Origin of the sequence: Microbacterium oleivorans (genome assembly GCF_013389665.1) — a bacterium.
Taxonomy (GTDB): domain Bacteria; phylum Actinomycetota; class Actinomycetes; order Actinomycetales; family Microbacteriaceae; genus Microbacterium; species Microbacterium oleivorans_C.
This window is the reverse complement of sequence record NZ_CP058316.1, coordinates 2078561-2103436: the sequence shown is the minus strand read 5'-3', so window position 1 is coordinate 2103436 and position 24876 is coordinate 2078561. Positions and strand designations below refer to the sequence as shown.

Below are 24876 nucleotides of genomic sequence, written 5' to 3'. Positions count from 1 at the left end.
CTCACTCCAGGGACTCGGCCTCGGACCACCAGCGGTCGGCGAACTCCTCCACCGTGATGTTGCCGAACATGAGCTCCTCATTGAGGCGGACCCATGTCGCTTCGAGCGAGGCGAACGTGGACGGGAGGGTCGGCGTGCTGACCGTCTCGTATCCCTCGAGCGACGCGCGATAGTCGAGCGACTTCGCCTCGACGGAGCCCTCGGCGAACTCGAGCGCATCCAGCTGGCCGGGGTCCGCGGGGACTCCGCGGGACGTTCCGAACACCTCGGCCACGCCGGGGTCCGTGGCCAGGAAGTCCAGCAGCAGCGCCGTCTCTTCGGGATGCTCGGTGTTGGCCGCGCCCGCCATGTGCAGCACGGTGTAGAAGACGGCCTTCTCGCCGTCCGGGCCCGTCGGCACGGGGAGCGTCTCGAGGTCCTCGACGTCGGTGTACCGGGCGAAGAAACTGTCCCAGGTCAGCGTGCTCGCTGCCTCGCCGACCGCGAAGCCGTCCACGGGTCCCAGCTCGCTGATCCGCGACTGCGGGAAGAACGCGCCGGACGCGCGGAGGTCCGTCGTCAGGTCCATGAAGGCCACGACATCCTCGCGGGAGAATGCTATCGATCCGTCCTCGGCGAACGGCTGCTCCCCCTGCTGCAGAAGCCACTGGATGAAGAACCACATCGTCACACCCTGATCGAAGCCGCCGAAGACCGCGGAGCCGCTCGGAGTCGTCGCACCCGACGATGTGACGTCCGAGATCCAGTCGTTCAGGTCCTCCCACGTGTAGTCGGGGTCCAACGGCGCGACCCCCGACGCGGCCACCGCGCCGGGATTGACGAAGAGTCCCAGCGTCCCCGTCGCCACCGGCACGCCGTACTGGACGCCGTCCACCGTCGCTGCTTCGATGACGACGTCCTCCATCGCCGAGGTGTCGAGCTGCTCGCCGAGATAGGGCGACACGTCCAGCAGCGCCCCGTTGAGTCCGTACTGGACGAGATTCGCCTGATCCATCTGCATCACATCGGGCAGACCGCGCGCCGCGGCCTGCGTCGCGCGCAGGTCCCAGTACGACGAGAAGTCCGCGAACGTGCCGTTGACCGTGATGTCGGGGTACTCCGCCTCGAAGAGGGCGATCGCCTCCTGGTACATCGCGGCCCTCGACTCGTTGCCCCACCACGCGAGATCCAGGGTGACCCGTTCGCCCCCGGACCCCTGGTCCGCGGTGCCCGAACACCCGGCCAGGGTTGCGACGGCGAGCGCGCCCGCGCCGACGATGCCGAGAAGACGTGCTGTGTGCTTCATTGCCGTGTTCCTCCATGTCTCGATCGCGACGCATCGGACAACCCGGCACGCGGGCGCCGGGTTGCGGGGCGCCTTCGCCCCGCAGCGGTTCAGCGATCTCGGTAACGGTACGAGCGGGGCGGAGGCGCCGCGGACAAACGGACAATAGCGATCATCGACACGCGTTCCGCGCCCCCGTGGCCGTCAAGCCGGTGTCCGCCAGGAGACCTCCCGCGTCCGAGGCAGCGCCGTCGGAGGTCTTGATGACCGGAACCCCGACGGATTCGATCAGCTCCAGAGCAGCGGCGAGGGCGCCCGAGCCGAACGGGCAGGCGTTCGTCACCGAGAAATGCCGTGTTCCCGGGAGCGGGCGGTGCGGGCGGCCGTCGTACCGGCCGGCATCCTCGACCCCGGTCCAGCCGCCGAGGAGGGGACGCAGGCGATCGAGTGCCCGAGGCGGCATCGCGACGAACCCCGCGCCCCATCCCGCCCGCGCCGGCGCCCGGTTCCGCGCCGATGATCGCGCCCTCCGCTGCCCTCGGCTCAGGCCTCGAGCACGCCGTCGACGCGCCGCGGGATGCCGAGCGGGTTGGCCTCCTGGAGCGCCGCGGGCAGCAGCGCGTCGGGCACGTTCTGATACGCCACCGGCCGGAGGAAGCGCGTGATCGCGGCGGTGCCGACCGAGGTCGTGCCGACCGCGGTCGTCGCCGGATACGGTCCGCCGTGCTGCTGCGCGTCGGTCACCGAGACGCCCGTGGGCCACTGGTTCCACAGCACCCGGCCGGCCTTCGTCGCCAGCACGGGCAGCAGCTCGGCGGCGAGCGCGTCGCCCTCCTCGGCGATGAGTGTCGCGGTCAGCTGGCCCTCGAGCAGCCTCGCGACCGCCACCAGGTCCCCCTCGTCGTCGTACTCGACCACGAGGGCCGCCGGACCGAACATCTCGGAGACGAGCGCTTCGGGATCGGCGATCACCGACGCGACGGTCGTGCGCAGCAGCGCCGGCGCCGGGTCGGCGCCCTCGGCGGCCGGGGACCCGGCGAGCACCTCGACGCCGTCGTGCTGGGCCGTGCGCTCGAGGGAGCGGCGGAAGCCCGACGCGATGCCGTCGTTCAGCAGCGGAGCCGGAGCGGGAAGGACGGTCGCGGCGAGCGCCTCGAGCACACCGGAACCGGTCGGCGCGAACAGCACGCCGGGCTTCGTGCAGAGCTGTCCGGCGCTGCCCGTCACCGAGGCCACGAACTGTTCGGCGATCTCGGCGGCACGGTCCGCGGCGGCTCGGCGGGTGACGAACGCGGGATTGACGCTGCCGAGCTCGCCGTAGAACGGGATCGGCTCGGGGCGTGACATCGCGATGTCGAACAGGGCGCGACCACCGGCGATCGATCCGGTGAAGGCGGCCGCCCGGATCGACGGGTGCCGCAGCGCGTGCACTCCGGCATCCGTGCCGTGGATCACGGTGAAGATCCCCGTCGGCGCTCCGGCTGCCGACAGCGCGGCCGCGACGATCTCACCGGTCAGCGCCGACAGCTGCGGGTGCCCGGGGTGCGCCTTGAGCACGACGGCGTTGCCCGCTGCCAGCGCGCTGGCGGTGTCACCGCCGGCGACCGAGAAGGCGAAGGGGAAGTTGCTCGCGGCGAACACGAGCGAGGTGCCGATGCCCTCGAGCTGCCGACGGAGGTCGGGCCGCGGCGCCCCCATCGGGTAGTCGGCATCGGGGTGGTCGATACGCGCGTCGAGCCAGGAGCCCTCCGCGAGCACGTCGGCGAACAGCCGCAGCTGGAACGTCGTGCGCTTCAGCTCGCCCCGCAACCGCCCCTCGGCCAGGTGAGTCTCGCTCCCGGCCAGCGTGACGAGGTCGTCGGCGCGGGCGTCGAGGCCCTCGGCGACCGCACGGAGAGCCTCGCCGCGCTCGGCGATGGTCGCCGCTCGCCACGCGGCGGATGCCGCGTCGGCGACGCGGATGAACGCGTCGACCTCGGCGATGGGCGTGTCGGCGACGGGGGATGCGGCGGCGGTCATGGGCGTTCCTTCCGAGGAGCGAGGTCTGCGAGGTCTGACGGGGTGAGGCCGGAGGGGGCGACCGGGTCGGTGGGGCCGGGCGCCTCGGCATCCGCGACGCCCGAGAGGTCGGCGAGGGCGGCGAGGTCGGCGACACGGATGGGTGTTCCGACGGGACGGCGGACGAGGGGCTCGAGATCGGCCGCCCGAGTCGGTCGACCGGTCCGGTCCGCCACGAGGCACGACAGCGCGAAGCCGCAGACGCGGCCCTGGCACATGCCCATGCCCGGACGAGCGGTGACGCGCACGTCGCGCGCATCGTCTGCGGCGAGGTCGACGACGGTCTCGCGCACCGCGGCCACCGTGACCTCTTCGCACCGGCAGACGAGCGTGTCGTCGTGCAGCCAGGACGCCCAGTGCTCCGGCACGGGGCTCGCGCGGTGCATCCCGACGGCGAAGCGCCGGCCGCGCGCGATGCGGCGTCGGAGCCGTCGCGCCCGAGCCGAAGGGATGCCGTAGCCGCTGTCGACGGCCGCGGCGAGGGCCGCGAGCTCACCCTCCGCACACGATTGCACGGCACCGCCGACACCGGTGGCCTCCCCCGCCGCGTAGAGCCCGGCGACGCTCGTGCGCTGATCCCGGTCGACGACGGCGACGAGTGAGCCGTCGACGTCGACCCGGGTCCGGGCGCCGGCGCCGACGACGAGCTCGAGCTGCGGCGTGAACCCCCACCCGAGGGCGACCAGATCGACGTCGAGGTCGCGCTCCGTGCCCGGACGGACGCGGCCGTCGCCGTCCACGGCGGCGATCGTGACCCCCCTCGCGCGCTCGTCGCCCGCGACCCGAGCGACGATCGTGCGCGTATGCAGCGGAATGCGATGGCGCAGGAAGGTCGCGGCGTAGCCGACCCCCTCGAGCAGCTTGGCGGGTTCCTGCACGGCGCGGAGCGGCGTCGCCGCCCAGCGCGACAGGGCGTTGGCCTCGCACACGGCGACGACCTCGACCCCCGCGCGGGCGAGCCCCGCGGCCACCGAGAGGAGGAAGGGTCCCGTTCCCGCGACGACGGCGCGGCGGCCGGCCGTGACCTGGTTAGCCTTCAGCATCGCCTGCACGCCACCCGCGGCCATCACCCCCGGCAGCGTCCATCCGGGGAGGGGCAGCTGGCGGTCGTACGCGCCCGGCGCGAGCACGACGCGCCGGGCGTGGATCGCACGATCGGCCGGCGCCGCGTCGTCGAGCCCCGCGACGGCGGTGGTGCGCAGCGCGAACACCGTGCCGTCGCCCGCGGGGTCGATGCGCCACACCTGGCGACCGGCCCGGTGGTCCACCCGACCGTCCGAGATGCGTCGCCGCAGCCGGTCGCGGAGGGCGCGGTAGTGATCCCAGTGATGATGGCCCGTGTGCTCCGGCGCCGCGAAGGCGTCGAGGTGCCGCTCGTCGGGATGCCGCCAGTACTGCCCGCCGGTCTGCACGCCGGCGTCGATCAGCACGACCCGCAGGCCCGCCTCGGCGGCCACGACCGCGGCCGACAGACCCGCGGGCCCGGCGCCGACGACGGCGAGGTCGAAGGGGATCGCACTCACGCTCGGGTCCCGTCGCTCGATGCATCCGCCGGTCGCGCCAGAGCGGCACCGGGGTCGTCGCTGCGCACGTCCTGTCCGGCCCGCGCCACGGTCACGCACGCGCGCTGCGACCGCAGGCCGTCCACGCTCAGCAGACAGTCGTAGCAGACGCCGATCCCGCAGAAGAGTCCCCGCGGCTCGCCCGCGCCCCGGGTCGTGCGCCAGGAGGTGATGCCGGATGCCGCGAGTGCGGCGCCCACGCTCTGTCCGGGGCGGAAGGGGACGGGCGCGCCGTCGAACGCGAAGGTGTAGCCGTCGGCGGCATCCACGGTCATGCCGCCACCCGCTCGGAGAAGCGCTCGGGCCGGAAGGCCTCGAGCGGCAGATCGGTCGGCTCGCCGCGCAGAGCCTGCACGATGAGGGCCGCGGTGCCGACCGAGAGCCCGATGCCGGCGCCCTCGTGCCCGGCGGCGTGCCAGAGGCCCGGCAGCCGTGCGTCGGGCCCGATGACGGGCAGGTGGTCGGGACAGTACGGCCGGAACCCCGAGTAGGTGCGGAGGATCTGCACGTCGGCGAGCACCGGGAACAACTCCGCGCCCGCGCGGGCGACGCGCCCCACGGCCGCCGCCGAGAACGCCGTGTCGAAGCCGACGCGCTCGCGGCTGGCTCCCATGAGGATCGTGCCGCTCGGTGTGCCCTCGACAACCGAGGACACCTGGAGCCCCGCATCCGAGGAGGCGACGTTCTGCACGTACTCGGCGGCGTACACCTTGTGATGCACGGTCACCGGAACCGGCTCGGTCACCAGCACGAAGCCGCGTCGCGGCAGTACCGGCAGGTCGAGGCCGGCGAGGGCGGCGATCTCGCCGGCCCACGGCCCGGCGCAGTTGATCACAGTGCCGGCGCCGATGGAGCCGGCGGCGGTGTCGACGCCGACGGCGCGACCGGCGTGCGTGCGGATGCCGGTGACCTCCACGCCCGTCATGAGGCGCGCGCCGCGGTCGCGTGCCAGGCGCAGCAGGTGGTGCGCGGCGAGCACCGGCTGCACCTGTGCGTCGTCGGGGTAGTAGACCCCACCCGTCATGGCCGGGTTCAGGTACGGCTCGATCGTGTGCAGGGCGGCGACGTCGGGGACGTCCTCCGCCCGGATCCCGAGGCTGCGCTGGTGATCGGCGAGCACGTCGAGGGCGCTCTTGCCGGCGCCGCTCGCCGCGACGACCAGCCCGCCCTTCGAATCGAACTCCCACCGCGCGGCGTGCTCAGCGAGCTCGCCGCGCCAGATGCGCTGCGAGTGCAGCGCGAGCTCGAGCTCGGGACCGACCTCCTTGTCGCTCACAAGCAGATTGCCCTCGCAGCGGCTGGTGGTGCCGGCCGCGATCGTCCCGCGTTCGACGACGGTCACCGAGAACCCGGCCGCGGCGGCGAAGTGCGCGACCGCCGCACCCACGATTCCCGCCCCGATGACGAGCACGTCGGGGTGTCGGGATGCGGCGCTCACGTCCCCACGCTCGCGTCGGCGGTCGCGGGCGGCGCGTCTGCCGACCAGTCGGTGAGCACGTGCTCGATGTGGCGGTGGACGAGGTCGCGCGCCGTCGCGGCGTCGCCGGCCTCGATCGCGTCGAGCATCAGGTCGTGCTCGTGCGCGGAGGCCACCAGGCGCCCCTGCTCGTGCAGCGACGCGAGTCCGAACAGGCGGGTCTGCGATCGCAGGCCCGCCACGAGCTCGACGAGGCGGGCGTTGCCCGCATAGTGCAGCAGGGCCAGGTGGAAGTCGCTGTCGGCGGCGAGGTACTCGACGAGGTCGCCCGACGCGGCCCCCGCGACGATGTCGGCGGCCTTGCGGCGCAGGTCCGGCAGCGCCGTGGCCGGGATGAGCGGGGTCGCCCGCTCGACGGCGGGCGGTTCGAGCATGAGGCGCAACTCGGTGACCTCGCGCAGGTCGCGCTCGGAGACCTCGGTGATCTGGAACCCGCGGTTCGGGATCGTCACGACGAGCCCTTCGCGCGCGAGGTCGAGCATCGCCTCGCGGATGGGCGTCGCCGAGACGCCGAACTGCTCGCCGAGGCTCGGTGCCGAGTAGACGCGGCCCGGCTGGAGCTCACCGCTGATCACGGCGGCGCGCAGGGCGCGGGTCACCGTGGCGCGGATGCTGGGCTGCTTGCTCAACCGCACCACGTTGCGGAACTCGGGCGTGCTCATGTCGTCTCCTCCGGTGCGGTCTCCCGCCGCTCGATCTCCATGATCCCCTGCGCCACGGCCAGGTCCTCCCAGGCCATGCCGACCCCGGTGTACACCGCCGGAGCGTCCGGACGCCGGACGACCTCGCCGCGCACGAGCTCGACGAGGTTCGCCGGCGCCGCGAGCGACCGCCCGGGCGACGCCGCGGCCGCGCCCGCGAGATTGCCGTTCTCGCGTACGGCCGAGGACCGGGCCTCGACGACGATGTCGGCCGCGATCACGAGGTCGGCCTCCAGTTCGCGGTGGTCGAGGCCGTGGGCGCCGACCGCGGCCACGACGGCGCCCGGCGCGACGTCGGCGAGGGCGAGCACGGGCGTGCTCGACGACGTCGCCGTGACCACGACATCGGCGCCGCGGGTGTCGCCGATGTCGCCGGCGCCGGCGTCGAGCCCGCGCCGGCGGAGCGTGGCGACCGCCGCGTCGACACGGCCGGGCGTGCGCCCCACGATGGTGACGGTTCGGACCGGGAGGATCGCCGCCAGCGTCGCGACATGCTCGACAGCCTGAGGTCCCGAGCCGAGCACCACCAGTCGGTCGATCCCCTCCCGGGGTCCCCGCGGGTCGGCGGCGAGCAGTCCGCGCACGGCGACGGCCGTGACCGCCGGAGTGCGCAGCGTCGTCAAGCGCGTCCCATCGACGATCGCCGCGGGCTGCAGGGTGTTCCGGTCGAACAGCAGATACCAGGCGCTGATCTTCGGCAGTCCGAGCCGGGTGTTCCCCGGCGCGACGGTGGCGACCTTGATGCCCGCGGCATCCGGGGACTCCGACGGCATCAGCAGGAACTCACCCGCCGACAGGGGCGCGAAGACGCGCTCGTGGTCGGCCTCGACATCGAGCCCGGAGGCCAGCGCGGTCGTGATCGCCGCGACGGCGGCCGCGGGGCTCATGACGCGTTCGATGGTCTCGGCCGAGACGAGCGGCACCGCCGTCACAGCACGAATCCCTCGGGGAACGGGTCGGAGGGGTCGAGCATGTACTGCGCCGTCCCGGTGACCCAGGCACGGCCCGTGATCGTCGGGATCACGGCGGGGATGCCGGCCACCTCGGTCTCCTCGACGAGTCGACCGGTGAAGGCGGTGCCGATGAACGACTCGTTGACGACGTCGGCGTGGAGCGGCAGCTCGCCGCGCGCGTGCAGCTGAGCCATCCGCGCGCTGGTGCCCGTGCCGCAGGGCGAGCGGTCGAACCAGCCCGGGTGGATGGCCATCGCGTGCCGCGAGTGCCGAGCGGTGGAGCCGGGGGCCTCGAGGTACACGTGGTGGCACCCGCGGATCGTCGTGTCCACCGGATGCACCGGCGCGTCGGCCTCGTCGACGGCGGCCATGATGGCGAGCCCGGCGTGCAGCAGCTCGTCCTTGCGGGCGCGGTCGAACGGCAGCCCGATGTCGTCGAGACGGACGATCGCGTAGAAGTTGCCCCCGAACGCGAGGTCGTAGGGAACCGCGCCGAACCCGGGAACCTCGACCGTGCGCCCGAGCCCGACGGCGAACGAGGGCACGTTGCGGATCGTGACCCGGTCGGCGTGCCCGTCCGAGACGGCGACGTCGGCGACCACGAGACCCGCGGGCGTGTCGAGACGGATCGTCGTGACGGGCTCGACGACCGGGACCATGCCCGTCTCCACGAGGACGGTCGCCACCCCGATCGTGCCGTGCCCGCACATCGGCAGGCAGCCCGAGACCTCGATGTAGAGCACGCCGAAGTCGGCATCCGGTCGGGTGGGCGGCTGCAGGATGGCTCCGCTCATCGCGCTGTGCCCGCGCGGCTCGTTCATCAGCAGCCGTCGCAGGCCGTCGTTCTCGGCCATGAACCGCTGCCGCCGCTCCTCCATCGTGGCGCCGGGGAGGGTGCCGACGCCGCCGACGATCACGCGCGTCGGCATCCCCTCGGTGTGCGAGTCCACGGCGTGGAAGGCGCGCTTCGTGCGCATGCGGGAGCCTTTCGGTCGTCGGCGGCGGGGGTCAGGGGCGGCGCGGGTCGCGGCTCAGCGGTAGCCCTTGCTCAGCACGGCCTCGGTGTCGGCGATGATACGCGCGGCGACCTCGTCGGGCAGCGCCAGGCGGGGCGGCCGCGTGGTCGTGTTCGCGAGGACCCCGGCGACCTGCTGCGACAGCTTGATCGCCTGCACGAACCACGTCTTCGAGTCCCACCGCAGCAGAGGGTGCAGATCGCGGTAGATCTGGCGCGCCCGCACCCAGTCCCGCGGGTCGTCGGAGGTCGAGAGCGTGTAGAGCTCGACCGTGGCGGCGGGGATGGCGTTCGGGTAACCCGCCACCCAGCCGACGGCGCCGTTGAGGCCGAGCTCGAAGACGACGTCGTCCGAGCCGATGGAGATGTCGAGGCCGGGGGCGAGCTCGCGGATCTCGTATGCGTGGCGCACGTCGCCCGAGAACTCCTTGACCGAGACGATCAGCCCCTCGTCGAAGAGGCGCGCGAGCAGGTCGGGTCGCAGGTCGACCTTGGTGTCGATGGGGTTGTTGTACGCCAGGATCGGGAGGCCGACGGCGGCGACGCGCCGGTAGTGGTCGACGACCTCGTCGTCGCTCGCACGGTAGGCGTTGGGGGGCAGCAGCATGACGGCCGGCGCACCGTTCTCGGCCGCGTGCTCGGCGAACCGCACGCTCTCGAGCGCGCCGTAGGCGCCGACGCCGGGGATCACCGCCGCGTCGGGCGCAGCCTCGACGGCCGTGAGGAAGACGCGCTTGCGCTCGTCCTCGGTGAGGGTCTGGTACTCGCCGAGCGAACCGTTGGGGATGATGCCGGTCACCCCGCCAGCGATCGCGAAACGCACGAGCTCGGCGTAGGCGTCGTAGTCGACGGAGAGGTCGTCGTGGAAGGGCAGCGTCGTCGCGAGGTTGACGCCGTGCCACGGCTTGCGGTCGGTCATGAGTCGGTCTCCGATCTGGCGGTCTCACGCGCCGGGGCTGGTGCAATTGCAATGGTATCTGGTTTCGGGGCGGGCGGAAGAGTGATGCGGCGACGCGGTTCCTCGTTGCCGGCGCGGTCGGTGGCCGCGAACTCGATGACCTGTTCGTGATCCGTCAGGGCCCGCACGAACGCCTCCTGGAACGTCGCCCAGAATGTGCCCTCGCCCTCCCAGCGGATGCTGTCGACACCCGACACGTCATCGGTCGCCACGAGCGTGATCTCGACCGCGGCGCCGAGATCCTTCACCCTCGCGTCGCTGCGCGGTGCGAGGGTGTCGATCGACAGCTCCCGCCGCACCGTGCTCGCGCGCCCGTCCGGGTCGACGGCGCGGGCCTCGACCGTCACCACCCCCTCGCGCTCGATCACGAGCCGCGCAGCATCCGTCCAGGCTCCGCCGTCGACGCGCAGCTGCAGCCGCGTCGCGTCGTCCGAGCCCCGTGTCGAGCGTACGGTGACGGTCGGCGACGCGGTGAACCAGCCCGAGGACGCGGGCGCCGGGGAGACATCGATGCGGACATCGGGCGGCATGACGGCGTCGGGGAGAGCGGCGGTCTCGGCGACGAAGGCCCGTGCCCGCTCGCGCGGCGCACTGACCGCATCCCCCGCTCCGGCCCGTGGGGCGGCGGTGTCGAAGGCTCGCAGCGCGTCACCCACGACCGCGCGCGCCTCGGACCCGCTGATGAGGCGTTCGGCGACGCCCGCCCGGCACGCCGTGACGACGCGGTCGATCAGCTCCGCGGCGTCCCGCGGCGACGGAGCCGCCCACAGGTCGTCGAGCAAGGTCGTGCCGTCGGCCCGGCGGCGCGTCGGAACGCCGCTGTCGACCCCGGCGAAGCCGATGGTGGTGTCGACGGCCCGGGAGTACAGGTGATACCGCTGGTCCGAGCCGTTCCAGATCGGCTCGAATCGCAGGCCCGCCACCGGCACGCACCCGTGCACGGCGAGCGCGTCGGCGACGTCGTCGACGTCCGCGCGGAGCGCGTCGCCCGGCAGGCGCCGCCCGTCCCAGGGCCGATCGATCGTCGTCGTGCCCCGTTCCCTGGCCACGAGGACGTGCGGGCCGTACGCGAGACTGCGCAGGGAGGGATCGTCGATCGTCGGCTCCGCCCGGAGCGAGGCGGGGAGGGTGAGCACGATCGTCTCGCCCCCGACCCAGAACCTCTCCAGGGTCGCGAAGCCGCCGGCCTCCGTGGTCGCGGCGACCGGCTCGCCGTCGAGCTCGAGCCCGACCGGTCCCGAGACCCAGGAAGGGATGCGCAGATGCAGCGTGAGCGGAACCGGTTCGGCGCCCTCGATGCGAACGCGGAGCACCGTGCGGTCGGCGAACGGATGCGCCTGCTCGATCTCGATGCGCAGCCGCCGCTCGGGCCAGCGCAGCTCGGCGGCGGTGTAGCGGGCGACCCACAGCTCGGCCCGCTCGCCCGCGCCGCGGAAGAACAGGCCGTCGTGGTGTCCGACGTGGTTCTCGAGGCCGGTGCCGCCGCAGCACGTGCCGGTGTTGTCGAACTCCGGCACGGCTCCCGCGTGAACGGGGAACATGTAGGCGACCTCGGGGCTCTCGGACGAGAGCACGTCGCGGCGTGAGCCCAGCACATGGTTCAGCTGCGCGCGCTCGGCATAGTCGAGGTAGCGGGCGTCGAGGGTGTGGCCGAAGAGCCGGCGCGCGAGTTTCAGGAGGTTGTAGGTCGCGCAGGTCTCGGCGTTGCGCCGCCCGATGTCGCCGGCGACCGCGCCGGCGGGACCCCACAGCTCGCTCTCGCCCGTCCCGCCGTGGGCGTACATCCGCCCGGGCACAACCTGGTCGAAGATGCCGATCGCGGCGTCGAGGTAGCTGCGCCGACCGGTCCGCTCGTACTCGTCGACGTAGCCGACGAGCTGTGGCAGGTGCTGGTTGGCGTGCATGCCGTCGAGGATGTCGCGCCCCGCCGCGCCGGCGTCGAGGATCTCGGCCTGGTCGAAGCACCGCGCCGCCGCGAGGAAGCGCGGCTCGTCGGCGACGACGCTGAGCCGGGCGAGAGTCTCGTTCATCCCGCCGAACTCACCGGCGATGTAGAGCGACCACATGCGCTGGCGACGCTCGTCGTCGAGGCGCTCCAGCCGGCCCGAGACCCAGTGCCCCATGGCCGTGACGACCTCGAGCGCGCGCCGGCTGCCGGCGAGCTCGTGAGCGTCGAGCAGCCCGGCCATGATCTTGTGGCACGTGTAGTACGGGGCCCAGATCTCGCCGTAGGGCGCGAAGTGCTCGAGGCGGGCGAACTGCCACTCGCCGTAGGCGGCGAGGAAGCCGGGATGCGAGTATCGCCCGGTCTCCGCCAGCGCCGCCTGCACCTCCGCGAGCCCGGCCACCAAGTCGTCCACCTTGGCGCGCAGAATCGGATCGCGCTCGTTCGCGGCGGCCAGGGAGAGCATCGAGAGGAAGTGGCCGGCATAGTGCCCGCGGAGGAGGTTCGCGGTCTGCGCGGCCTCGCGTCCGGGATAGTCGTCCTCGCCCCAGGCCTCCTCGGCGGGGTGGCCGAAGCCCTCCCACGCACCCGGCGGCTCGGCCCCGAAGGTGTCGAGGCCGGCGTTCGCCCGGAACACCGCCAGCAGCCGGTCGACGGGGTACACCCGGGCCAGGTGCAGCATCTGGTCGCGAGCGCGTGCGAAGGGGCTCGCGGGGCCGAGGCTGACCGAACCGGGCGCGAACGGCAGGGCTCGCGGCGCGGCATCCGTCATCACCGTGCGGCCGCCAGGTGCGCGCGGGTCCATCGCTCCACCTCCGTCGCCGCGATCGGCAGGGCATCGGAGAGGACCTCCGACCCCGTGTCGGTGACGAGCACGTCATCCTCCAGGCGCACCCCGATGCCGCGCAGCTCAGGGGGAAGAGTCAGGTCGTGCGCGTGGAAGTACAGGCCCGGCTCGACGGTCATGACCACGCCCGGTTCGAGCGCCGCTCCCATGTAGTCCTCGTAGGCGGCGGCGCTGCAATCGTGCACGTCGAGGCCGAGGTGGTGCCCGATGCCGCACGCCAGGTAGCGGCGGTGCTGCTGCCCGCCGGGCGAGAGCGCCTCGTCGACCGAGACCGGCAGCAGGCCCCAGTCGTGCAGACCCCGGGCGACGACCTCCATGGCGGCGAAGTGGAAATCGAGGTACTCGACGCCGGGTCGGATGCGCTCCAGACCCGCTCGGTGGGCCTTCTCGACGAGGTCGTGGACGGCGCGCTGCGCCGCGGAGAACGTCCCGCTCGCCGGCACCGTTCGGGTGACGTCGGCGGTGTACAGCGAGCCCGCCTCGACGCCCATGTCGAGCAGCAACGCGCCATCGGGCACGATCTCGCCGTCGCACCGCACCCAGTGCAGGATCGGAGCGTGGGCGCCGGAACCGACGATCGTGGAGTACCCGGGACCGTTGCCGAAAGTTCGGGCGTGCCGGTCGAAGGTGCCCTGCAGCCACCGCTCGCCGAGACCCTCCGCGACGGCTCGCGGAACCTCCGCCACGACGGCGCCGAAGCCGGCCACGGTTGCATCGACCGCCGCGCGCAGCTGATCGACCTCCCACGCGTCCTTGATCATGCGCAGGCGCGACAGCGTGCGCTCGAGCTCGTCGGAGACCTCTGCGCCGACCTCGCCGGCCAGCACCGCCGCCGAACGGGCGAGAGCGGCGCCCCGCAGTTCGCCGTGCCGGGCGTCCAGCGCCGCGAGGGGCTCGACGGTGACACCGAGGGCCTCGGCCCACTCCGCGAGACCCGCCGAGGGGCCGACCCACAGCTCGCCGTGGTTCGCATCGGCGAAGAACCCCGCGTCGCCGGGGCGGAACGGCGGGGGGAGGTAGACCACGGCGTCGTGCCCGCCTGCCGTCGGCCACATCACGAGCACGGCGTGCTCGACCTGGCACGACGTCAACCAGACGAACCCGCTGTCGGCGCGGAACCCGTAGTGGGCGTCGTCATTGCGGACGGGTGCCCGTCCGGCAGCCGCGACGATCACGCGCCCGGGCAGGGCGGCGCTCAGGCGGTCGCGGTGCGCGGATGCCGCCGCCGCGGCGCCCACGGGCAGCTGCGGCCGGGTGCGCACGTCGGCCCAGTCGCGCGAGACGAACTCGGTGAACGCCGGCACCTGCGCCAGGCGCGGGTATCGCGTGCCGGCGTAGGGCGGACGGGTGGTGTCGGCAGCGGTCATCGCTTCTCTCCTCCGCGGTCGCGTACGAGCTCGCGGAGCCGCGTGAAGGTGCGGCCCGACCCGATGCCGTCGTGCTCGAACTCGTTGGTGACCCACGACTGCGCGTTGCCGACGCGCGCGAGCGTCTCGAGCTGCAGCCCGGCATCGACGTACATGTCGTCGAAGTACACCGCCGCGGCCAGCGGCACATCGTTCACCGCGAGCCGCGCGGCGTCGTACAGCGGGTTCCACTCCGCGCGCTCGGCGAGCGCATGGACGGCATCCCGGAATCCGCGCAGCAGCCGAACGTCGTCGAACATCCACGGGAAGGCCATCTCGCCGGTGAACAGCAGGGGCCGACGGTCCTCGTCGAACGCGGGGCGCCGGTCGCGCTCGGCCTGAGCCGCCCATGCGGTGGCGCCACTGGACGGGTCGCCGTAGATCGACTCCTGGAGCGTCCAGAACAGGGGATTGCCCGCGCTGGAGCTCGATGCCTGCACGTCGGCGAGGAACGCCTCGGAGAGTCGTCCCGGCCGGGCGAACGCCTTCTCGACCAGCCAGTGCAGGCGCTCGTGGCCGGGCTTCATCCCGAGGTCGATGCCGAGGGACTGGAAGCGCCGCACGGTGAGCACGTCGCCGTCGGGCAGCGTCACGTCGCCCTCGGCGAGACGATCGGCGATCCGAGCGACCCGCTCGGCGTCGTCCGGGTACCGGCGGTACAGCTCGGCCGTCTTCGCCGCGACACGGTCGAAGGTGCGCGCGTACACCTCCGCGGCCCGCGCCGGGAGGCCGGGGATGCCGCCGCACACGTAGCAGGCGGTCAGGGCCTCGGGTGCGAGCGAGAGATAGGTGAGCGTGAGGAATCCGCCGTAGCTCTGCCCGAGCGTCGCCCAGCGCCGCCCGCCGTACAGGGTTTCGCGGACGTGCTCCAGGTCGCGCACGATCGAGTCGGCCCGGTGCAGCGCCAGCAGGTCTGCGCCGGCGGCCCCGTCGAGCCGTGCCAGATCGGCTGCCTCGAGCGGCGTGCTCCCGCCGGTGCCGCGCTGATCGACCAGCACGATGCGGTAGTCGCGCAGCGCCTCGTCGATCCAGCCGTCGCGGCGCAGCGGCCGCGGGTTGGCCCCGCCGGGACCGCCCTGCAGGAACGCCAGGAGGGGGAGGTCGTCACGGGACCGGTCGGGGTCCACGAGCTCGCGCACGAGAAGCTCGATGGTGCCCGCAGCCGCCGTTCCCGCGCTCCAGTCCAGGGGGACGTCGATGCGACGCTCCGCCACCCGGATGCCGGGCAGGTGGTACTCGGTCGTCATGATGCCTCCGTCTGGGTCTGGGATGCGGCCGCTGCCGTTCGGGCTCGCCGCGCCTTCTCGGCGGCGCGCCGGCGGCGGTCCCACTCGGGGTTGATGCGAGGCACCGCCGCGAGCAGCGTACGGGTGTACTCGTGCTGCGGGTTCTCGAAGACGCGATCGCGCTCCCCCGCCTCGACGATCGACCCGCGGCTCATCACGGCGATGCGCGTCGCGATCTGGCGGACGACGGCGAGGTCGTGCGCGATGAAGAGGTAGGCGAAGCCCTCGTCGCGCTGCAGCGAGGTGAGCAGGTTGATCACCTGGGCCTGCACCGACACGTCGAGCGCCGACACGGCCTCGTCGCAGATGACCATCTTCGGACCGACCGCGAGGGCGCGCGCGATGCCGATGCGCTGGGCCTGGCCTCCCGAGAACTGCGCCGGGTAGCGATCGGAGTGGGCGGGGTTCAACCCCACGCGCTCCATGAGCGACCGGGTGAAGGCCCGGGCGCCTCCCGGCACCGCACGGTTCTGGTAGCGCAGCGGAGCCGTCACGAGCCGCTCGACCGTGTGCTTCGGGTTCAGCGACGAGTACGGGTCCTGGAAGATCACCTGCACGTCGCTGCGGAACGCATGCAGATCGCTCCCCCGCAGGTGCGTGACGTCGCGACCCTCGAACTCGATCCTCCCCGCCGTCGTGTCCATGAGGCGGGCGATGAGCCGCGCGACGGTGGACTTGCCCGATCCCGACTCCCCCACGAGGGCGAGGGTCTCGCCGCGACGGATGTCGAGATCCACCCCGTCGACGGCGCGGAACGTGCTGCTGCGCGAGAACATCGTGGCTCCCGAGCTCGAGAACTCCTTCACGAGGCCCGTTGCCCGGCACAGCGGCGCTGTCTGATCGGTCATGCCGTCTCCTCCTCGATCTCCCGCTCCGGGACGATCGCGATGTCGGTCGTGCGCAGCTCTCCGATCGTGTCGTCGATGCGCGGCACCGCGTCGAGCAGGCGTCGGGTGTACTCCTCCTGCGGGTCGCTGAAGACCTCTTCGACGCTGCCGCGTTCGACCATCCGGCCGGCTCGCATGACGACGATCCGCTCGGTCACCTCGCTCACCACGGCCAGGTCGTGGGTGATGAGGATGAGACCGGCGCCGGTGTCGCGCCGGATCTCGGCGAGCAGCTCCAGGATCTGCGCCTGCACGGTCACATCGAGGGCGGTGGTCGGCTCGTCCGCGATGATCAGCTCGGGCTCCATGCTGAGCGCCATCGCGATCATGATGCGCTGGCGCATGCCGCCCGAGAACTGGTGCGGGTAATGGTCGACGCGCTTCGCGGCATCCCGGATGTGGACGCGCTCCATCGCCTCGATCGCCACCCGCCGGGCCGCGCGCCGTGAGACGCCCGACCGGTGCGACCGGTACGCCTCGGCGATCTGCGTGCCCACGGTGTAGTACGGGTTCAACGACGACAGCGGGTCCTGGAAGATCATCGCGATCCGGTCGCCGCGGACCTGACGCATCTCCCGACCGGGGAGGGTGAGCAGATCGCGTCCGTCGAAGCCGACCGACCCCGAGGCGATGCCGCCCCGGGGCAGCAGTCCCATGATCGCCAGGCTCGTCATGGACTTGCCCGAGCCCGACTCGCCGACGATGCCGAGGGCGCCGCCGCGCGGGACCGAGAAGCTCAGGCCGTCCACGACGCGCGCGATGCCTCCGGCGGTGCGGAACTGCACCGTCAGGTCATCGACGCGCAGGAGATCGTCGGATGTCGCAGCCGTGGTCGCCATCGTCGCCCCTTCGCCGGTCATGCGCGCGCCGCCGTCCGTACACGGGGGTCGATCGCGGCGTACAGCAGATCGACGACGAGGTTGCCGACGATCACGAAGAACGCCGACAGCAGGGTCACGGCCATGATCACCGGTTGGTCGTTCGACGAGATCGAGTCGGCGGTGAGCTTGCCGACGCCGTTGAGCCCGAAGACCGTCTCGGTGATCACGGCGCCGCCGAGCAGACCCGCCACGTCCATCCCGAAGATCGTCACGATGGGCGTCAGGGCCGGACGGAGCGCGTGGCGACGCCACACGAGGCTCGGCCGCAGCCCCTTCGCGTGCGCGGTGCGGACGAAGTTCTCCTGCAGCGTGTCGATGACGTTGGCCCGCGTGAGACGCGTGTACACCGCGGCGTAGCCGACCGCGAGCACGATCCACGGCATGAGGAAGTTCAGGAACCACTGCACCGGGTCGTCGGCGAACGGCACCGCCTGGGGGAACGGCAGCCAGCCGAGCGAGACGACGAGCACGAACTGGAGCGCAAGCGCGAGGACGTAGTTCGGGATCGACATCGAGCCGAGGGTGAGCCCCGCGATGAAGCGGTCGGCGAAGCGCCCTTCGCGCACGGCGCTCAACACACCGCCGACCACGCCGCCGACGAGCCACAGCACCGCTGCCCCGATGGCGATCGTCGCCGAGATGGGCAGCCGCTGCACGATCATGTCGCCGACGAGCTGACCGGTCTGGAACGAGTACCCGAGGCAGGGCGCGCCGCACGCGACGGTCGCACCGGCGATCTCGTACTCGCGTCCGACGAACAGGCCCGACAGGTAGGTCGAGAACTGCACGACGAACGGCTGATCCAGTCCGAGGTTGGCGCGGATCTGGTCGATGCGCTCGGGCGTGCAGTTCTTGCCGCAGATCTGAACCGCCGGATCCGGTGAGAGGACGAAGAAGATCACGAAGGTGAACAGCGTCACCAGGAACAGCACGACGACCATGCCCGCGGCACGGGAGAGGACGAAGCGGCTCACGCGCGCACCTCCGCACTGCCGACGATCGCGCGGATGCGGTCGCCGAGGGTCGTGAACGAGAGCACGAGGAGGAAGAGGAACGCGCCCGGGATGAGGAAGTACATCGGATCGACCGCGTACCAGGGGGCGGCCGAGGCGATCATCTGGCCCCAGCTCGGCGTGGGAGGGACGACGCCGACGCCGAGGAACGACAGTCCCGCCTCGGTGCCGACGTAGCCGGGCACGGCGAGGGTCGCCATCACGATGATCGTCGAGGAGAGGTTCGGGAGGATCTCGCGGAAGATGATCTGCGCGCTGGAGGCGCCCGACGCGCGGGCGGACTCGACGAACTCGCGCTCCTTGAGCGAGAGCGTCTGCGAGCGCACGATGCGTGCGAGGTAGGGCCAGCCGAAGAGCGAGATGACGACGACGAGGAGCAGCACGCGGTTGTCCGCCGGCAGTGCCGACAGGATCGCGATCATGAAGATGAGGGCCGGGAACGCCATGAGGAACTCCATGACCCGCGAGATGACCGTGTCGACCCAGCCGCCGAGGTAGCCCGCGAGCATGCCGAGCACGACGCCGAGCACCGTGGTCAGGAGCGTCGCCGACAGCGCGACCGTCATCGACACCTGTGCGCCGTAGACGATGCGCGCGAAGATGTCGCGACCGTTGCCGGGCTCGACGCCGAACCAGTGCTCGGCGCTGATGCCGCCGAGCGGCCCGATCGGGATGGCGCCCATGTTCGGATCGATCGCGCTCTGATCGAACTGGTAGGGCGACCAGCCGCTGATCTGCACGATGAGCGGCGCGAAGACCGCCATGAGCAGGATGAGCACGATGTAGCCGAGCGAGAGCATCGCGGGCACATCGGTGAGGAAGCCTCGGAGGAGTCTCCGGCCGGATGCCGGACGGGATTCCGCCGTCTCGTCGACGGGGGAATCACCGCCCGGCGTGGCCTCGACCTCGAGGGGGGCCGAGCTGAAGGTCATGTCAGCCCTTCGTCGGGTCCTTCAGACCGACGATGGTGAGGTCGGTCATGTTGGTGTTGGGGATGTAGCCGGCGATGTTCGAGCCCGGCAGGAAGATGCCGTTCTCGAACACCATCGGCGCGATCGGAGCCAGCTCCATGATCTGCTCGTCGAGCTCGCCCCACGCCTCGTTGGCGGCGTCGACGTCGGTTATGGCGCGGATCTCGGCGATGCGCTCGTTGACGGCGGGGTCGTTCAGCTGGGCGAGGTTCTGGTTGCCCTTGTCGGTGATCGCGGCGCCGTCGAACAGCGGTGGGATGAACGTGCTGGCGCTGGAGGCCCAGTCGGGGCACCAGCCGGTGATCGCGGCGTTGTTCTGCTGCGCCGGGGTCGCGATCGTCTCGTAGTAGATCGAGGTGTCGATGACGTTGAGCTTCACGTCCGCCCCGATGCGCTCCAGGCCCTGCTGCACGGCTTCGGCCTGCGCCTGAGCGGTCGGCTGGCTGCGGATGTCGAGCGTGAACTCGAATCCGTCGCCCAGTCCCGCCTCCTCGAGCAGCGCCATGGCCTCGTCGACGTCGCCGGTGCCGCCGTCGGAGGGGTACAGGTCGAAGTCGCTGTGGCCGTTCACGGCGGGCGGGATGATCGTCGTCGCGACGTCGGCCAGCTGATTGCCGCCGGAGGCGTTCTGGATGCTGGTGCGGTCGAGCGCCCAGTTGACCGCCTGGCGCACGCGCACATCGTCGAACGGCGGCTTCGTCGTGTTCAGCGACATGTACGTCGTGCAGTACGCGGGCGCGGTGATCGCGCGCTCCTGCAGCTGGGGCGTCTGGATGCGGGGCAGGGTTGCGCCCGCGATCTTGCCGGCGATGGCGTTCTGATCGGCGCCCTGACCCGCGATCATGCGCTCGTCGATGGTCGCGCCGTCGATGCCGATGTCGAACTGCCACTGGTCGGGGTAGGCCTGGCGCACATCGTCGGTCTCGGCGTCCCAGTGCTCGTTGCGCACGAGGGTGATGGTGCTGCCGGGAGTGTACGCCTCGAGCGTGTACGGGCCCGAGGCGATGACGTCGTTGACGAACTCGTCGCCCCCTCCGGTGCCGACCGGGAAGGGCACGGCGTTGGGCTGGGCCAGGACGTTGTCGAACTCCGGGAACGGCGCCTTCAGGTGGAAGACGATCGTCTTGTCGTCGGGAGTCTCGATCGTGGACAGGTCGCCCGAGACGTACGGGCCCTGGTAGTCCTCGGGAGCGTCGATGACGGTCTTCAGGTAGGGCGATCCGATGCCGATCTGCGGATCCCAGGCGCGGGAGATGCCGAACTCCATCTCGGCGGAGGTGATCGGGTCGCCGTTGTCGAAGAACAGGTCGTCCTTGAGCGTGTAGGTCCAGGTGAGGCCGTCGTCCGAGACGTCGCCGAGTCCGGTCGCGAGGTCGGGGACGATCGCGTTCGGGTCGTCGGAGTCGCCGGCGGCCTGCATCGTCAGACCCCGGTACAGCAGGCGGTAGAAGGCATTGACGCCGCCGTCCCACCCGCGCGCCGGATCGAGGTAGGAGAAGTCGGCGTTCTGGAGCATGTGGACGGTGCCGCCGGTCTGGGGCTCGCCTGCGGCGCCGCTCTGCTGCGGCGATCCGGTGGTGCCGGCACCGCACGCCGTGAGGGCGAGTGCCATGGCGGTTCCCGCGGCGAGGATGCCGGCGAGTCTCCTGGTGGTGGTCATCGGTGGACCTTCCCTTTCTCTGCTCCATTGCGTCGAGTGCTGTCCATGAAACAACATCACGGTGCAATGTGCAATTGCACGATCACGCTGAGACAGTTCTACGCAACGCGCAGCGCCGCCACCACCGCTGTGACGCGATCGTCACGGAACGAGCCCGATTGTTCACATCCGCGAAACACGACACGGCCGCGGCGGTCGGGGTTCGGCGTCAGGGCAGGGGGCAGGTGGCGACCGAGGCCAGGTCGCCGTCCATCTGCTCGGGCGTCCACGGGAGACCGGACGGCGGTGCCGTCTCGCCGGCGGCCGCGGCCGCCTTCGAGGCGATCGCGGCGAGCTGCCAGCCGAGCACCCGCACAGCCTCCGCCGACGCACGCGAGTTGTTCAGCACCGCGACGACCGTGAGTCCGGTGTCGCGGTCGGCGAAGGCCACCGTCTGGTAGCCCGGCACCGAACCGTACTGACCGACGAGGGTGCCGGCTTGATACGCGCCGCCGTCGACGGTGTACCAGGTGGGTGCCCCCGGATCGACCGGCAGGGGCGAAGCGAAGCGCTCCTCGCCGTCGTACGGGCGAAGCCCCGTGGCCAGAGCGCGCGCGTAGCGGCCGAGGTCGCTCACGGTGGTCACGGCGCCGGAGGCCGTGAAGCCCGCCGTGGGCGAGAGCGACGTCAGATCCACCGCGGTTGCGCAGTCCACCGCGCCCTCGGGGGTCAGCACCGACTGCGTGCCGTGGAGACCGAGGTCCGCCGTACGGCCGGGCAGCGACGATCCCGCCATCTCGAGCGGCTCGAAGACGTAGCGCCCGAAGAGGTCGGCGGCCGTACGGCCGGAGGCGCGCTCGAGCGCCATGCCGAGCAGCACGTAGCCAGCATCCGACCCGACGTACGATCCGGCCCCGGTGGGTGCGCTGGCCGCCAGGCCGTAGGCGAGGAGCTCGTGCGGCGCCCACGGACGCGACGGGTTCGCCTCCCACCGCGCCTGGAGTCGGGGCTGGTACGACCCGAGTCCCGAGGTGCTGTCGCAGAGCTGTTCGAGCGTGACGACCGGCGTCGCGGGGAAGCCCACGATCCAGGTGGTCACCGGGTCGTCGAGCTCGACGACGCCGTCGGCAGCGAGGCCGTACAGCACGTCGCAGGTCATCGCTCGGGTCACGGGCCCGGCCTTGAAGCTGTCGTCGACGGCGACGGCGCCGCCGTCGGGGTTGGTCCCGAACGCCTGCGTCCACTCTCCCGCCCAGGGAACCCGGACGCCGGCGATCGCACCGGCCGATCCGGTCGACGCCATCGCGCGCTCGACCGCGCCGACCAGCTGCGCCTGCGTGTCGTCGGGCAGCGCGCCCTCGACCTGGGGCGGTGATGCGACGGTGTCCACAGCGGCTGGGGCGCAGGCCGTCAGGCTCAGTGCCAACGCGATCGCCGCCGCGACACCCGCGCTTCGACGCCGTCGGCTCGCACGCATTCCTCAGCCACCCCCTGATGTGTTCCTCCAGTGAATCACACCGTCACAGCGTTCCCGCTTACCTAGGGTGGTCGCATGACGCACACCTTCGACGAGGCCGCCATCTCCGGCGTGCTCGGCCACATGAACGACGACCACCGCGACGACAACCTGCTCATCGCGCGAGCCTTCGGCGAGCCCGAGGCGGTCTCGTCGACCATGACCTTCTTCGACGGCGACGGCGGCGACTGGCAGGCGACGCTGCCCGGCGGTGACGTCCGCGAGCTGCGCGTGGCGTGGCCGGGCGGCTCGATCACCGAGCGCCGCGAGGTGCGGCGCGAGATCGTGGCGCTCTACGACGCGGCGTGCGAGCGGCTGGGCCTGGAGCCGCGGCCCCACGATTGAGATCGGCGATCCAGCCGTCGGAAAAAGCTTCAGGTTAGCTGTACCTAAGTGCTACTCTCGGGCCATGCTCGAAGCCATCCCGTTCTCGACCGCGTTGCGCGAACGCTCCAGCTCCGCCCATTCCGGCAGCGAGGGCGCCGGATTCATGACCGACCTCATGCGAGGTGAGGGCACCCGCGACGACTACATCGCCCTCGTCGCGCAGCACTGGTTCATCTACGAGGCGCTGGAGGACACGGCATCCCGGATGGCGGCCGACCCGGTCGCGGCGACGTTCATCAGCGACAAGCTCACGCGACTCCCGGCGCTCGAGGCGGACCTCGAGTTCCTCCTCGGCGCGGACTGGCGCGAGCAGATCAGCCCGCTGCCGACGACCGAGCGGTACGTCGCCCGCATCCGCGAGGTGGGCGCCACGTGGCCCGGCGGCTTCGTCGCACACCACTACACCCGATACCTCGGCGACCTCTCGGGCGGGCTGTTCATCGGCAAGCTCATGGCCCGCCGGTTCGGCTTCGAGACGAACGGCATCGGGTTCTACATCTTCGGCGACATCGCCGATCCCGCCGAGTTCAAGGACCGCTATCGCGCCCAGCTCGATGCCGCCCCCTGGGACGCCGACGAGCAGCAGCGGGTCATCGACGAGGTGCTCGCGGCCTACCGGTTCAACACCGACCTCTTCACCGACCTCGCCCGCGCCAAGGCGGCCTCCGCCGTCGCCTGACCGCGGGCGTACCCGCGGCCGCGGTCACATGCCGGCGGCACGCACGGCCGCCATGAAGCGGCGGACGTCATGGTCGACCAGGATGTCGCTGGGACGCAGCGGCCGCGACAGGTACAGCCCCTCGAGAGACGTCAGGCGCGAGAGCGCGACGTACGTCTGGCCGGGGGCGAACGCGCCGCTGCCCAGGTCGACGATCGCGCGGTCGTAGGTCTTGCCCTGGGACTTGTGGATCGTCACTGCCCACGCCAGCCGCAGCGGGAACTGGGTGAACTCGGCCACGATCTCGCGCGTGAGCTTTCGGGAACCCGGGTCGTAGGCGTAGCGGAACCTCTCCCAGACGGTCGGCTCGACGTCGTGCTCCTCGCCGTCGAGCTCCACCCGCACCGACGATCCGGCGATCCGCGTCACGGTTCCGATCGACCCGTTCACCCAGCGCGGGCCGTCGCCGCCGAAGCCGCCGACATCGTTGCGCAGGAACATGACCTGCGCCCCCACCTTGAGCTGGAGCTCGGGGTCGGCCGGATACGACGCGTCCCCGCGTCCGAAGTCGCCGCTCACATCCGCCTTCGCCGTCTGCACGGGGCCCGACAGCGCGTCGAGGTGGCGCTGGTTGATCCGGCTCACCGCGTCGTTTCGCGTGGCGAGGGTGATGACCGGGGGCTCATCGCCGGTGGGGGCGGGCGGCGTGCGCGCGCCGGCGGCATTGAGGGCGGCGGCGACGTCGGCGGTGACGACCCCGTAGCGCACGGCGTTCAACATCTCTTTGAAGCCCGCGTCGGACTGCCGGTGGATCTCGCCGAGCTCGGCGATGTGCAACGGCGCCCCGACCCGGCCGAGGTCGAGCAGCCCGTCCGAGCGGATGGCGCCGGCATCCGCCTTCGGCCCGGCCCACACCTGGGCGTCGAAGAACCAGAACGAGCGGTAGTGGTCGCGGATGTACCGCAGCTCGTCGCCCCGCGGCGGCACCGGCGACAGCTGGTAGGGGTCGCCGAACATGACGACCTGCACGCCGCCGAAGGCCTCGGACCGGCGGCGGCGCGCCTGACGCAGCGATCGGTCGATGGCGTCCATGACGTCGGCGTTGACCATCGAGATCTCGTCGATGATGAGCGTGTCGATCGCGTTGAGGATCCGGCGCGTCGGCTCGGACTGCTCGAGCTCGCTGTCGGCGACGAGACCGATCGGCAGCCGGAACAGCGAGTGGATCGTCTGCCCCTCGACGTTGAGGGCCGCCACCCCGGTCGGCGCGCAGATCGCGATCTGCTTGTCGGTGTTCCAGGCGAGGTGCTGCAGCAGCGTCGACTTGCCGGTTCCGGCACGACCGGTGACGAAGACGTGGTCGCGGGTGCTCTCGATCCGCCGGAACAGGGCCTCTTGCTCGGCGGAGAGAGGCGGCAGGGTCACCGATTCATGGTAGCCACAGGCGCGGCT

General features: G+C 71.8%; 22 protein-coding genes. 2 read left to right on the top strand and 20 right to left on the bottom strand.

The genetic code is table 11. The annotated features are described in order from the left end of the window. Position 1 precedes the first annotated feature (1 nt). From HW566_RS09990 to HW566_RS09900, 19 genes are all read right to left on the bottom strand, one after another. Complete coding sequence (locus tag HW566_RS09990; protein WP_178012523.1) at positions 2-1285, bottom strand: ABC transporter substrate-binding protein; 1284 nt, start codon at positions 1283-1285, stop codon at positions 2-4. Positions 1286-1436: 151 nt separating this feature from the next. Continuing rightward, a complete protein-coding gene (locus HW566_RS09985) occupies positions 1437-1727 on the bottom strand; it encodes a hypothetical protein (protein WP_178012521.1) in 291 nt (96 codons plus the stop codon). An 80-nt stretch (positions 1728-1807) separates the two neighbouring features. Next, the gene (locus HW566_RS09980) at positions 1808-3283 is read right to left on the bottom strand and encodes an aldehyde dehydrogenase (NADP(+)) (protein ID WP_178012520.1); all 1476 of its coding nucleotides are present in this window, start codon (positions 3281-3283) and stop codon (positions 1808-1810) included. Further along, on the bottom strand, positions 3280-4845 hold the full coding sequence (locus HW566_RS09975) for an NAD(P)/FAD-dependent oxidoreductase (RefSeq protein ID WP_178012518.1): 1566 nt from the start codon (positions 4843-4845) through the stop codon (positions 3280-3282). Before HW566_RS09975 ends, HW566_RS09980 begins: the two co-directional genes overlap by 4 nt. Further along, positions 4842-5159 carry a (2Fe-2S)-binding protein gene (locus tag HW566_RS09970; RefSeq protein ID WP_178012516.1) on the bottom strand — a complete coding sequence of 106 codons (318 nt, stop codon included), beginning with the start codon at positions 5157-5159 and terminating at the stop codon, positions 4842-4844. The genes HW566_RS09975 and HW566_RS09970 overlap by 4 nt, the downstream gene beginning before the upstream one ends. Then, positions 5156-6322, bottom strand: a complete 1167-nt coding sequence (locus HW566_RS09965) for an NAD(P)/FAD-dependent oxidoreductase (protein WP_178012514.1) — start codon at positions 6320-6322, stop codon at positions 5156-5158. Before HW566_RS09965 ends, HW566_RS09970 begins: the two co-directional genes overlap by 4 nt. Next, positions 6319-7023 carry a GntR family transcriptional regulator gene (locus HW566_RS09960; RefSeq protein ID WP_178012512.1) on the bottom strand — a complete coding sequence of 235 codons (705 nt, stop codon included), beginning with the start codon at positions 7021-7023 and terminating at the stop codon, positions 6319-6321. Before HW566_RS09960 ends, HW566_RS09965 begins: the two co-directional genes overlap by 4 nt. Continuing rightward, positions 7020-7994, bottom strand: a complete 975-nt coding sequence (locus HW566_RS09955) for an ornithine cyclodeaminase family protein (RefSeq protein ID WP_178012510.1) — start codon at positions 7992-7994, stop codon at positions 7020-7022. Before HW566_RS09955 ends, HW566_RS09960 begins: the two co-directional genes overlap by 4 nt. Next, positions 7991-8992 carry a proline racemase family protein gene (locus tag HW566_RS09950; protein WP_178012508.1) on the bottom strand — a complete coding sequence of 334 codons (1002 nt, stop codon included), beginning with the start codon at positions 8990-8992 and terminating at the stop codon, positions 7991-7993. The genes HW566_RS09955 and HW566_RS09950 overlap by 4 nt, the downstream gene beginning before the upstream one ends. A gap of 54 nt (positions 8993-9046) precedes the next feature. Next, positions 9047-9949 carry a dihydrodipicolinate synthase family protein gene (locus tag HW566_RS09945; RefSeq protein ID WP_178012506.1) on the bottom strand — a complete coding sequence of 301 codons (903 nt, stop codon included), beginning with the start codon at positions 9947-9949 and terminating at the stop codon, positions 9047-9049. After that, a complete protein-coding gene (locus HW566_RS09940; protein ID WP_256728663.1) occupies positions 9946-12738 on the bottom strand; it encodes a beta-L-arabinofuranosidase domain-containing protein in 2793 nt (930 codons plus the stop codon). Before HW566_RS09940 ends, HW566_RS09945 begins: the two co-directional genes overlap by 4 nt. After that, positions 12705-14147 (bottom strand): aminopeptidase P family protein, encoded by a 1443-nt coding sequence (locus tag HW566_RS09935; RefSeq protein WP_178012504.1) that lies wholly within the window; start codon positions 14145-14147, stop codon positions 12705-12707. Before HW566_RS09935 ends, HW566_RS09940 begins: the two co-directional genes overlap by 34 nt. After that, entirely contained in the window at positions 14144-15433 is a 1290-nt protein-coding gene (locus HW566_RS09930) for an alpha/beta fold hydrolase (RefSeq protein ID WP_178012502.1), read from the bottom strand. Before HW566_RS09930 ends, HW566_RS09935 begins: the two co-directional genes overlap by 4 nt. Then, positions 15430-16320: an ATP-binding cassette domain-containing protein gene (locus HW566_RS09925; RefSeq protein WP_178012500.1), complete on the bottom strand. Its 891-nt coding sequence runs from the start codon at positions 16318-16320 to the stop codon at positions 15430-15432. The genes HW566_RS09930 and HW566_RS09925 overlap by 4 nt, the downstream gene beginning before the upstream one ends. Continuing rightward, positions 16317-17219, bottom strand: a complete 903-nt coding sequence (locus HW566_RS09920; RefSeq protein WP_256728662.1) for an ABC transporter ATP-binding protein — start codon at positions 17217-17219, stop codon at positions 16317-16319. Before HW566_RS09920 ends, HW566_RS09925 begins: the two co-directional genes overlap by 4 nt. After that, positions 17216-18214, bottom strand: a complete 999-nt coding sequence (locus HW566_RS09915) for an ABC transporter permease (RefSeq protein WP_178012498.1) — start codon at positions 18212-18214, stop codon at positions 17216-17218. The genes HW566_RS09920 and HW566_RS09915 overlap by 4 nt, the downstream gene beginning before the upstream one ends. Next, the gene (locus HW566_RS09910; protein WP_178012497.1) at positions 18211-19185 is read right to left on the bottom strand and encodes an ABC transporter permease; all 975 of its coding nucleotides are present in this window, start codon (positions 19183-19185) and stop codon (positions 18211-18213) included. Before HW566_RS09910 ends, HW566_RS09915 begins: the two co-directional genes overlap by 4 nt. A 1-nt stretch (position 19186) precedes the next feature. After that, complete coding sequence (locus HW566_RS09905) at positions 19187-20884, bottom strand: ABC transporter substrate-binding protein (protein WP_178012495.1); 1698 nt, start codon at positions 20882-20884, stop codon at positions 19187-19189. Between the two features lie 208 nt (positions 20885-21092). After that, positions 21093-22253, bottom strand: a complete 1161-nt coding sequence (locus tag HW566_RS09900) for a serine hydrolase domain-containing protein (protein ID WP_256728661.1) — start codon at positions 22251-22253, stop codon at positions 21093-21095. A gap of 162 nt (positions 22254-22415) precedes the next feature. On the opposite strand from HW566_RS09900, the gene HW566_RS09895 reads away from it, so the two are divergent. Together HW566_RS09895 and HW566_RS09890 are read left to right on the top strand one after the other, a co-directional pair. Beyond that, on the top strand, positions 22416-22724 hold the full coding sequence (locus tag HW566_RS09895) for a DUF2470 domain-containing protein (protein ID WP_178012491.1): 309 nt from the start codon (positions 22416-22418) through the stop codon (positions 22722-22724). A 64-nt stretch (positions 22725-22788) separates the two neighbouring features. Further along, entirely contained in the window at positions 22789-23445 is a 657-nt protein-coding gene (locus HW566_RS09890; protein WP_178012489.1) for a biliverdin-producing heme oxygenase, read from the top strand. A 24-nt stretch (positions 23446-23469) separates the two neighbouring features. Here HW566_RS09890 and HW566_RS09885 read toward each other — a convergent pair whose 3' ends face one another. Then, positions 23470-24849, bottom strand: a complete 1380-nt coding sequence (locus HW566_RS09885) for an ATP-dependent DNA helicase (RefSeq protein ID WP_178012488.1) — start codon at positions 24847-24849, stop codon at positions 23470-23472. Between the last annotated feature and the right edge of the window lie 27 nt (positions 24850-24876).